At 53.1% G+C, this 9,706-nt stretch carries 11 protein-coding genes; 5 read left to right on the top strand and 6 right to left on the bottom strand.

The genetic code is table 11. The features are described 5' to 3' along the window. Positions 1-200: 200 nt before the first annotated feature. A complete protein-coding gene (gene hisC / locus K7H08_RS15785) occupies positions 201-1,262 on the bottom strand; it encodes a histidinol-phosphate transaminase (protein WP_198349852.1) in 1,062 nt (353 codons plus the stop codon). A gap of 164 nt (positions 1,263-1,426) precedes the next feature. On the opposite strand from hisC, the gene K7H08_RS15780 reads away from it, so the two are divergent. The 4 genes from K7H08_RS15780 to mnmH all read left to right on the top strand — a co-directional run bounded on the left by K7H08_RS15780 (position 1,427) and on the right by mnmH (position 5,524). Beyond that, entirely contained in the window at positions 1,427-1,876 is a 450-nt protein-coding gene (locus K7H08_RS15780) for a copper resistance protein NlpE N-terminal domain-containing protein (RefSeq protein ID WP_038478315.1), read from the top strand. 109 nt (positions 1,877-1,985) lie between these two features. After that, positions 1,986-3,356: a DNA repair protein RadA gene (gene radA / locus K7H08_RS15775; RefSeq protein WP_038478312.1), complete on the top strand. Its 1,371-nt coding sequence runs from the start codon at positions 1,986-1,988 to the stop codon at positions 3,354-3,356. A gap of 45 nt (positions 3,357-3,401) precedes the next feature. Further along, a complete protein-coding gene (selD, locus tag K7H08_RS15770) occupies positions 3,402-4,439 on the top strand; it encodes a selenide, water dikinase SelD (protein WP_095604463.1) in 1,038 nt (345 codons plus the stop codon). Beyond that, positions 4,436-5,524 (top strand): tRNA 2-selenouridine(34) synthase MnmH, encoded by a 1,089-nt coding sequence (mnmH, locus tag K7H08_RS15765; protein WP_231658497.1) that lies wholly within the window; start codon positions 4,436-4,438, stop codon positions 5,522-5,524. The genes selD and mnmH overlap by 4 nt, the downstream gene beginning before the upstream one ends. A 22-nt stretch (positions 5,525-5,546) precedes the next feature. On the opposite strand, the gene K7H08_RS15760 is transcribed toward mnmH, so the two are convergent. Continuing rightward, a complete protein-coding gene (locus K7H08_RS15760) occupies positions 5,547-6,239 on the bottom strand; it encodes a type 1 glutamine amidotransferase (protein ID WP_038478303.1) in 693 nt (230 codons plus the stop codon). Positions 6,240-6,351: 112 nt separating this feature from the next. Here K7H08_RS15760 and K7H08_RS15755 point away from each other — a divergent pair, with 112 nt between their 5' ends. Beyond that, entirely contained in the window at positions 6,352-6,954 is a 603-nt protein-coding gene (locus tag K7H08_RS15755; protein ID WP_038478301.1) for a YjaG family protein, read from the top strand. A 13-nt stretch (positions 6,955-6,967) separates the two neighbouring features. On the opposite strand, the gene K7H08_RS15750 is transcribed toward K7H08_RS15755, so the two are convergent. The 4 genes from K7H08_RS15750 to hisH are packed head-to-tail and all read right to left on the bottom strand — an operon-like array spanning position 6,968 to position 9,702. Then, positions 6,968-7,474 carry a hypothetical protein gene (locus tag K7H08_RS15750; protein WP_051626361.1) on the bottom strand — a complete coding sequence of 169 codons (507 nt, stop codon included), beginning with the start codon at positions 7,472-7,474 and terminating at the stop codon, positions 6,968-6,970. A 58-nt stretch (positions 7,475-7,532) separates the two neighbouring features. Beyond that, positions 7,533-8,306 (bottom strand): imidazole glycerol phosphate synthase subunit HisF, encoded by a 774-nt coding sequence (gene hisF, locus K7H08_RS15745; protein ID WP_038478299.1) that lies wholly within the window; start codon positions 8,304-8,306, stop codon positions 7,533-7,535. After that, positions 8,303-9,049, bottom strand: coding sequence for a 1-(5-phosphoribosyl)-5-[(5-phosphoribosylamino)methylideneamino]imidazole-4-carboxamide isomerase (gene hisA / locus K7H08_RS15740; protein WP_095604466.1), 747 nt, complete (start codon positions 9,047-9,049; stop codon positions 8,303-8,305). The genes hisF and hisA overlap by 4 nt, the downstream gene beginning before the upstream one ends. Positions 9,050-9,060: 11 nt before the next feature. Further along, positions 9,061-9,702 carry an imidazole glycerol phosphate synthase subunit HisH gene (gene hisH, locus K7H08_RS15735; RefSeq protein ID WP_038478294.1) on the bottom strand — a complete coding sequence of 214 codons (642 nt, stop codon included), beginning with the start codon at positions 9,700-9,702 and terminating at the stop codon, positions 9,061-9,063. Between the last annotated feature and the right edge of the window lie 4 nt (positions 9,703-9,706).

The raw sequence follows: 9,706 nt of genomic DNA, 5'->3' as shown, positions 1-9,706 counted from the left end.
TTTGGTCGGGGTTTTGCTTTTTAGGGGTCTCCCCTGGAGAGTAGCGGAACGCCGCCCGGATCATCGTCAGGCACTTATTTAACAAAGAACCCAGCCAACCGGCTGGGTTTTTTGTTTGCGCTATTGGTTATAGACTATTCGAAAAAATCCCCCAGGGCTGATGCCTTGGGGGATTTTTTTATGCTTTGAAAATGTGAGAATTAGCGGCAGATTGCTTCCAGTGCCTCTATTAAACTATCCATTTCATCATCTGTACCGATTGTGATGCGTAAGAAGTTGTTGAGCGCGTCAGTATTAAAGTGACGTACCAAAACTCCTCGCTCGCGGAGGCCTGCAAACAGCTGAGCGCCTTCAAAATCGTGATGCTGGGTAAGCACGAAGTTGGCCTTTGAAGGCAGTACTTCAAAACCTAGCTGCTCAAGTCGCTGACGTGTGCGCTCACGGGTCGAGATCACATTATTTCGGCAAGCGTTAAAGTGTTCTTCATCTTTCAGAGCTTCAATGCCGATGAGGCTCGCTAGGCTATCCACTGGATAGGAATTAAACGAGTCCTTGACCCGCTGGAGGCCATCAATCAGCTCAGGGGAGCCAATGGCATAGCCCAAGCGTAAACCAGCCAAGCTACGTGACTTAGAGAACGTTCCCGTGACTAGCAGGTTAGGGTAGCGCTTAACTAAGGCGACAGCGCTTTCAGCGCCGAAATCAACATAAGCCTCATCAATTAATACAACCCGGTTTGTCACGCGCTTAAGCAGAGCTTCAATGGTTTCGAGGGAGTGCGCATGCCCAGTCGGCGCGTTTGGGTTGGCAAAAATAACGCCGCTGCGCTCTGATGCACTCGCCAGGGCATCAATATCAACTTCCCACTGGGCATTTAGTGGGTGTTTGCGAAGCGTGACGCCATAAAGATTGGCGTAAACAGGATAGAAGCTATAGGTGATTGAGGGGACATCCAGCGGTGCGTCATGACAGAAGAAGGCCTGAAACGCAAACGCGAGTACTTCATCTGACCCATTGCCGACGAAGGTTTCTGCCACGCTAACCCCATAGCTTTCAGCCAGCGCAGTACGCAATGCGTAAGAGGTAGGGTCAGGATACAAGCGCAAATGATCGGTGGCATAATTGCGCAGCGCCTTGCTCACCCCTGGCGCAGGTGGGTAAGGGTTTTCATTGGTGTTGAGTTTAATAACCTGTTCGCGGGGCTGCTCACCTGGCACATAGGGGGTAAGCTCCCGAACAGCTGGACTCCAGTATTGGCTCATGGGGGTAACCTGATTATCCTAATGTTAATACCCCATGGTCACCCGATGGCTGCCCGAGCGCAAGCATTCAAGTAAGCAAGGGGGTGGGCGTCGCACCTTGTAGCGGTTATGCTGTCATAAGCGCGCGAAAGAAATGTATGTCCAACACGATAAGGAGACACTCAATGCAATTTAGGAGTTTGCTAGCCGGCTCGGCTATGTTGGCACTGCTGGCGGGCTGTGCAGCTGGCCCGACGGGCCAGGGGGAAGATGCAGGAATGACTGCTTCTCAAGTCAATTACCAAGGTACGCTGCCTTGCCGCAACTGCGATGGTATCGACTTGGATGTGACGATGATAGGCGAAGAAATGAGTGCTCCTGAAGAGCGGACGTTCACGTTAAACGCCACTTATCGTAATCATCCACAAACACCACCAGACGAAAACTATGCAGGGAACTGGGAAGTGCTGACGGGCACGCCGTCTGATCCAGATGCTACTGTCTATGAATTAACGCCGAATGGCGATGGTCAGATTTACTACTTCCAGCGTATCAGTGAGCGCACGTTGGAGCTGATCGACCCAGAGCGTCGTCGTTTCGAGAATGGCGAGATGCTGCAGTTACAGCGTCAATAAAGTGTGAAGCGACGCTCAAAGGCGGCCATTGGCCGCCTTTTGCATTTCTAGCTATCTGATGCATAAATCTCAGTGGCGACATCAAGATATCAACAGGAGCAATAGGGCGGTGGCGAAAGCGAAGAGTGCCTTTGTATGTACCGAGTGCGGTGCAGAGTATCGGAAGTGGCAAGGCCAGTGCTCCAGCTGCCAGGAGTGGAACACGCTAAGTGAGATTCGTTTGGCCAGTGCGCGACCTGGAGGTGGTACTGCGACGGGACGAGCGGGCTATGCTGGAGACCTGTCGCGAGACGTGGTGGATCTTGGTAATGTGGATCTCAGTGAGGTTCCTCGTCTTACCTCGACCTTTGCCGAGTTTGACCGTGTGCTGGGTGGCGGCTTAGTGCCGGGTTCCGCTGTGTTACTGGGGGGGAATCCAGGCGCTGGTAAATCTACACTGCTTCTACAAACTGCCTGCAAGCTCGCCCAGCAGCGGCGTATTCTATATGTCACTGGGGAGGAGTCGCTTTCCCAAGTCGCCATGCGCGCCCACCGCTTACAGCTGCCTACTAATGGCTTGAAAATGTTGGCCGAGACCAGTGTAGAAACCATCTTGGCGGTGTCTGAACGGGAGAAGCCAGAGATTCTGGTGATTGACTCTATCCAGACTATGCATCTGGAAGATATCAGCTCTGCGCCGGGGGGCGTTGCCCAGGTACGGGAGTCTGCGGCAGCGCTGACACGCTTCGCTAAGCAAACGAACACGGTTCTTTTGCTGGTTGGACATGTGACCAAAGATGGCACGCTGGCTGGTCCTAAAGTGCTGGAGCATATGATTGATGCTTCGTTGCTATTAGAGGGCGGAGCTGATTCTCGATTTAGAACGCTCCGCGGCCAGAAAAACCGCTTCGGCGCGGTGAATGAGCTGGGTGTGTTTGCAATGCTCGAGCAAGGTCTGAAAGAGGTTAAAAACCCCAGCGCGATTTTCCTCTCACGCCAAGAAGAGCAGGCACCCGGTAGTTTGGTCATGGTGGTGTGGGAAGGCACTCGGCCCATTCTCGTGGAAGTGCAGGCATTGGTAGATGAGTCTGCCCTGGGGAATCCTCGCCGTGTTGCCGTTGGCGTCGATCAAAACCGACTTGCCATGCTGCTAGCCGTATTAAATCGCCACGGTGGTCTGTTTACCGGTGATCAAGATGTTTTCCTTAACGTGGTGGGTGGAGTGAAAGTGCTCGAAACCAGTGCTGACTTAGCGGTGCTGTTAGCCGTGGTGTCCAGTCTGCAAAATCGTGCACTGCCAAAAGAGCTAGTGGTGTTTGGCGAAGTGGGGCTTTCAGGAGAAATTCGGCCAGTGCCCAGTGGGCAAGAACGCATTGCTGAAGCGGCTAAGCACGGTTTTCTAAGGGCAATTGTTCCGCGCGGCAACGCACCTAAGCAGGCTCCGAAGGGAATGGAGGTTATTCCTGTTGATAAATTGAGCGATGCCCTGGAAGCGTTGTAGCGTAAGCTATGCTAAGGAAAAGCATTAAGACTAAGGAGAGGCGCCATGAGTGCAATTCGGTTAACCCAATATAGTCACGGAGCGGGTTGCGGCTGCAAAATTGCACCAGATGTACTGGATGGGATTCTTGCTAAAGCTGGGCCTGCCGCGGGCCATAAACGACTCATTGTCGGTAACAAGGGACGCGAAGACGCAGCGGTGTATGATTTGGGTGATGGCCGCGGCATGATTGCGACCACCGACTTCTTTATGCCGATTGTCGATGACCCCTTTGATTTTGGTCGTATTGCTGCCACTAACGCGATTAGCGATGTGTATGCCATGGGTGGCACGCCGGTCATGGCATTGGGAATTTTAGGTTGGCCGCTGGATAAACTCAGCGCAGAAATCGCGGGTGATGTTGTTGCCGGTGCCCAGGCTGTTTGTCGTGAGCTAGGGGTAGCGTTAGCGGGCGGTCACTCGATCGACGCTCCTGAGCCGATGTTTGGTTTGGCGGTCAACGGGTTAGTCGATTTAGCACATTTAAAGCTCAACAGCCAAGCAAAGCCTAATGACCTGTTATTCCTAACCAAGCCACTTGGCGTAGGGCTACTAACCACAGCCGAAAAACGGGGTTTGTTAGAGGCTGGGCACCATGGCCTTGCCCGTGAAACGATGCTCAAGCCCAATCATATCGGTGTTGAGTTAGCTAAGGTGAAAGGCGTTAACGCTATGACAGATGTCACCGGGTTTGGCCTTGCTGGACACCTAGCTGAAATGTGCAGCGCAAGCGGTGTGATGGCGCAGATCGATTTTCGCCGCTTACCCCGTTTAGCAGAAGCCGAAGCCTACCGTCGGCAGGGCGCTGTCCCCGGAGGTTCGCTGCGCAACCGCGAAGCCCTTGGTAAAGCGTTGCCTGTGATGGACGATGCTCACTGGCAATGGCTGTGTGATCCTCAGACGTCAGGTGGTTTGCTGATCAGTGTCGACCCTGCCTGGGAAGATGATGTAGAGCGTATTGGTCGTGAGCACAGTCTTACCTTGGTACCTTTTGGCACCATGAAGGCAGCTCAAGGCGACGTTTTGATTGAGGTCATTGGATGATGCTAGCCACTGTTCCAGCATCATTGAACTTAATTGCGCAAACAACACCGCTGATAGATGTGCGCGCCCCGGTTGAATTTGTTCAAGGCAGTTTGCCTGGCGCGGTTAACTTACCGTTAATGGTTGATGATGAGCGCCATCAAGTTGGTATTGCTTATAAACAGCACGGACAGCAGGTAGCAATCGGGTTAGGTGAACGTTTAGTCAGCGGTGACACTAAACGAGCACGCGTTGACGCGTGGCTGGGATACGTAGCGCGTCAACCAGACGCTATTATCTACTGTTTTCGCGGAGGGCTGCGTTCGCAAATTGCACAGCAATGGCTTGCTGATGCAGGCATCAACAGGCCGCGCATTGACGGTGGCTGGAAAGCGATGCGGCAACGGCTATGTCAGCGCATTGATGAGGCTTCCAGCCAGCCGATGCTGGTCGTGGCGGGGCTGACAGGTTGCGCGAAAACGACGCTAATCAATCAATTGAGTAATGGCATTGATCTGGAGGCTTTTGCCAACCATAAAGGATCGGCTTTTGGGAGGCAGCCAGAAGAGCCGACAACACAAATTGATTTTGAGCATGCCTTAGCCAAGCGCTTAATTGGGCTGACGGGAAGCTTAGTGGTAGAAGATGAGTCGCGGCAAATCGGTAATGCCAATATTCCGCTTACCTTTTGGCATGCCCTGCAACGTGCGCCGCGAATACGCATTGAGATGCCCTTGGATTGGCGTTTAGAGCAGTTGCGCCGCGACTATATCGAAGCACTTGAACAGCGCTACACTGCCCGTTACGGCCCACAAGAGGGCTGGCAACGTATGCGACTCCAATTAGCCAATGCCCTGGAGCGTTTGGCGAAACGCTTAGGCAATGCCCGATTGCAGCGTCTACAGCGATTACAAGGTATGGCTTTTGATGCCCATGCACTAGGGAATATTCAAGCCCACGAAGCATGGCTTGCGCCACTGTTGACCGAATATTACGACCCACTTTATCGCTATCATCTTGAAAAGCACCGAGATAACCGCCCTGTGGAACTGCATGTTGGCGATTGGGAAAGCTGCTTAGAAGCCGCTAGGCAGTGGAGCGCTTAGCGGCGTTGTATTCATCTATAGATTATGCCGCTTTCAGCCATTGGGTCATCACGCGGTCTAGCAGCGGGGCTAACTGATGAAAGCGTCCAGCATTTTCTAGGATCTGTTCACTGGTTTGTATAAAGCGCCCTGCTGCGGCAGTTTTGGGCTGTGGCCATTCATCGGCATTGAGCAGTGGTGATACGCTGGAAGCCGTCGATTCGAAATGACACAGTAAACCGACGACACGCCCGGCGTCCCACGAAAAACCTTGCAGTGGTGCTGCTGCACTGCCGCCTAGCGGTAGTGCGCTTTCCGGTAAGCTAAACACGAGGCGGTGCATCATAAATGCCTCAAATTGTTCGGGTAGGTCAAAGGTGCTTTCCGGGGCAAGTGTTATTTGGTGCCAGCCAATTTCAGGGTAGGTGCCTGGTGCAATAACTGCATCCAGCGCCTCCGCTATCCACAGTGCGCCCAAGCCAATACCCAATAATGGTTTCTGCCCATCCAGATAGCGGTTAATCAGCTTGCGTTCGGCTTTAAACCAATCGGGTGGATCATTTACTAGACGTTCAGGGCCATCCAGTATAATTAGCGCGTCGCACTCACCTGGTCGTGGAGTTAGCTCGCCCGCATAAAGATGAAAAACGGTGTAACTATGGCCCATACTCTCAAGCCAGTCAGTTAGACGAGCGGGACCATGGTCAGGGCCGTGCTGTAGCAGATGAATATGCATGGTAATCTCCTCGCCGGCCGATGTTAATAACGCGATAGGGATCTCCTGCCGCGTTTGTGCGACGATAACGTATCGCGTTCATTTCACCAATATTGTGACCCAGGAAATCAGCATGGTGGCTAAACCCCTAGGATTTTACCAGCGGCTTCAACAGTTGCCGTTGCCCGCTCAGCAAGCGTTTATGGCAGCCCTGTGTGAACGTCTGCTACCTAACTACGCGCTTTATCAACAAACCACGGGGTTAGGTGACGAGCATACACTGCGTACTGTGCTGAGCCTGGTGTGGGAACGTCTGAGCGTTTCTAATGCTAGCATTGACTTTGCTCGGCAAGCGGAAAAGCTGGCTGAGTGCGAACCTCCGGAAGATGATGAGAGCTTTGGAGCGCGCCGAGCGTTAGATGCTGTTGTGTCGGTATCCGCGCTGCTGGATACGCTGCTGGGGGAGTCGCCTGAAGCAGTGTTAGATGTCAGCCGCACCTCGCGAGCGGGCGTTCGCGCTTTTATCGAGCTAACGGAAGGTGAAGAAGATGCCCAGGCGCTTGCGCTGATCATTCGCGACCATCCCTTGATGGCCGACGAAAATGATTTCCAGGACGCTGTTTTGGACGCCGTGAGTGAGCCAATTACTAAAGCCTACCTAAAAGAAATTCGTCAGCTAGGGCGTAATAACGGCATTAGTAATCTTGGTTTAACCTTAGACGAGGGCAAGGAGTAGCTGTCGAAGCTGGTTAAAACCGCAGGCCCGCCGTCACCATCATGCCGGCGGTGCCGAAGATGATGAGATCTGATTCTACGCGCCCCCATTGCACGCCAATGCTGGGTAGCAGTGCAGGCGCCGTGCCTAAATGGTTAAAGGGAATCTTGTCGCGATATTCACCTTTATAGCCGTGTAGTAGCCCGCCAGTTAGCTTGGCGCGTACGTTGATCTCTTCGGCAAATTGCCAAAGCGGGAATTCACGCCCTGCATAAAAATACCAGGTTGGTTGATCAAACGAGTTTTTAAACCATGCCGCCCCTGTTAACCAGCGGTCTGGATTATGTAGTTCAATGCTTACCAGTTTTTGCTGATTGGTATGGTCAGGGTCAGGATCGAAGTGGCGCGTTAGCAAACTGGTTTGCACCAGTGTGTGATCGAGTTCTAAGGTGGGAGGCCAATCTGGCAAAGAAAAGGCTGAGACGGTAGTGCTCAGCCAAATCCCTGCTATCCCTCCTGCCCATTGATAATAACGAGGCATGTCACTGTTCCTGAGAGAAGGGCTTTTTGCTAAGTGATTTCACTACTAAGTGGTTTCGCTAAAGGCGCATTTCGATGCCACGTTCCGCCATGTAACGTTTTGCTTCTGGTATCGTATATTCACCGAAATGGAAGATGCTTGCTGCCAATACTGCATCGGCACCACCTTTGAGTACGCCGTCTACTAAGTGATCCAAGTTTCCTACACCGCCAGAGGCAATTACCGGCACGCTGACGGCTTCAGAAATAGCATGGGTAACCCCCAGATCAAAGCCCACTTTAGTGCCGTCGCGATCCATACTGGTGAGCAATAACTCGCCAGCACCAAACTCTACCATCTTTTTGGCCCACTCGATGGCATCCAGTCCCGTTGGTCGACGCCCACCATGAGTGAATATTTCCCAGCGAGGAGGCTCGCCTTCTTTAGACACCTTCTTAGCGTCAATCGCCACCACAATACATTGGCTGCCAAAGCGCTCGGCGGCTTCGCGAACAAACTCAGGGTTGGTCACCGCGGCGGTATTGATGGAGACTTTATCAGCCCCTGCATTCAGCATCGTGCGAATATCATCGCAGCTGCGGATGCCTCCCCCCACGGTGAGGGGAATAAACACTTCACCGGCAATGCGCTCTACCATGTCGACCGTTGTGTCACGGTTTTCATGGCTGGCGGTAATGTCGAGGAAGGTGATTTCATCGGCACCCTGCTGGTTATAGCGCTGGGCAATTTCGACCGGATCGCCTGCATCACGGATGCCTACAAAGTTAACGCCTTTCACCACGCGTCCGGCATCGACATCTAAGCAGGGGATAATACGTTTCGCTAAACTCATTTGTCGCCTCCGCTAAGCTGGTCGCTCAAGCGCTGAGCTTCTGCCACATCGAGGCTGCCTTCATAGATCGCGCGGCCGGTAATCGCGCCTAAAATGCCGCTGTCAGCGACATCACACAGCGCACGAATGTCGTCTAAATTGGTGACGCCGCCGGAAGCAATCACTGGTAAGCCACCTTCACGGGCTAGCGCAGCCGTGGCTTCTACATTGACGCCTTGCATCATGCCGTCGCGGGCAATGTCGGTATAGACAATGCTGGAAACGCCGTCATTGGCAAAGCGCTTGGCGAGCTCGGTCGCCTTTAAAGTGGATACTTCCGCCCAGCCATCGGTGGCCACATAGCCATCTTTAGCATCCAGGCCAACAATAATGTGGCCTGGGAACGCACGGCACATTTCGCCCACGAAGTTCGGCTCTTTAACCGCTTTAGTGCCAATAATGACGTAAGAAACCCCGGCATTTAAATAATGCTCAATGGTTTCCGCTGAGCGGATACCACCGCCAATTTGGATGGGCAGTTTAGGGTAGGCGCGCGCAATTGCGGTGACTGCCTCGCCGTTCATCGGCTTGCCTTCAAAAGCGCCGTTTAGATCAACCAAGTGCAGGCGGCGAGCACCCGCTTCTACCCAGCGAGCGGCCATGGCAACAGGGTCATCGCCGTAGGACGTTGAATCTTCCATGCGGCCTTGCTTCAAGCGCACACACTGGCCGTCTTTGAGATCAATCGCGGGAATTACCAACATTGTGAAACCTCTCAGGGCGTCCAGGTGACAAAGTTTTCTAGCAGGCGAAGGCCCGCGCGGGAGCTTTTTTCAGGATGGAACTGAACAGCGAAGGTGGCATCACGGCCAATCGCCACATGGGCGCAAACCTTGCCGTACTGGGTAGTACCAAACACTTGGGCATCGTCGGTCGCATTAACGTAGTAGCTGTGCACAAAATAGAAGTGTTCGTTATCGTCAATGCCTGACCATAGCGGGTGATCGTGATGTTGCGCCACAAGGTTCCAGCCCATGTGCGGAACTTTTAAGCGCTGTTCGTAATCATCGCGCATATTGGCCGGAAAACGATCAACGCTGCCATGGAAAAAGCCCAGGCAATCTACGCCGCCGTTCTCTTCGCTACGCTCCATCAGCATTTGCTGGCCCACGCAAATACCCAATAGTGGTTTAGCTTGACGGGTAAGGATGTCATCGACTAGACCGCGTAGCTCGGTACGTTCCAGCTCGCCTACACAGTCCCGAATAGCCCCTTGGCCCGGGAGTACTAGGCGCGTTGCACCTAAAATACGCCGAGGGTCGCGAGTAATAATCACATTTTCGTGGGTGACGTGCTCAAGCGCTTTTGCCACAGAGTGCAGGTTGCCCATTCCATAATCGATTACCGCGATGGTCATAAAG

Origin of the sequence: Halomonas sp. IOP_6, from assembly GCF_021151565.1 — a bacterium.
Classification (GTDB): Bacteria; Pseudomonadota; Gammaproteobacteria; order Pseudomonadales; family Halomonadaceae; genus Vreelandella; species Vreelandella alkaliphila.
Note: the sequence above shows the minus strand (reverse complement) of the source record. Positions and strands in the feature narration are given on the sequence as shown.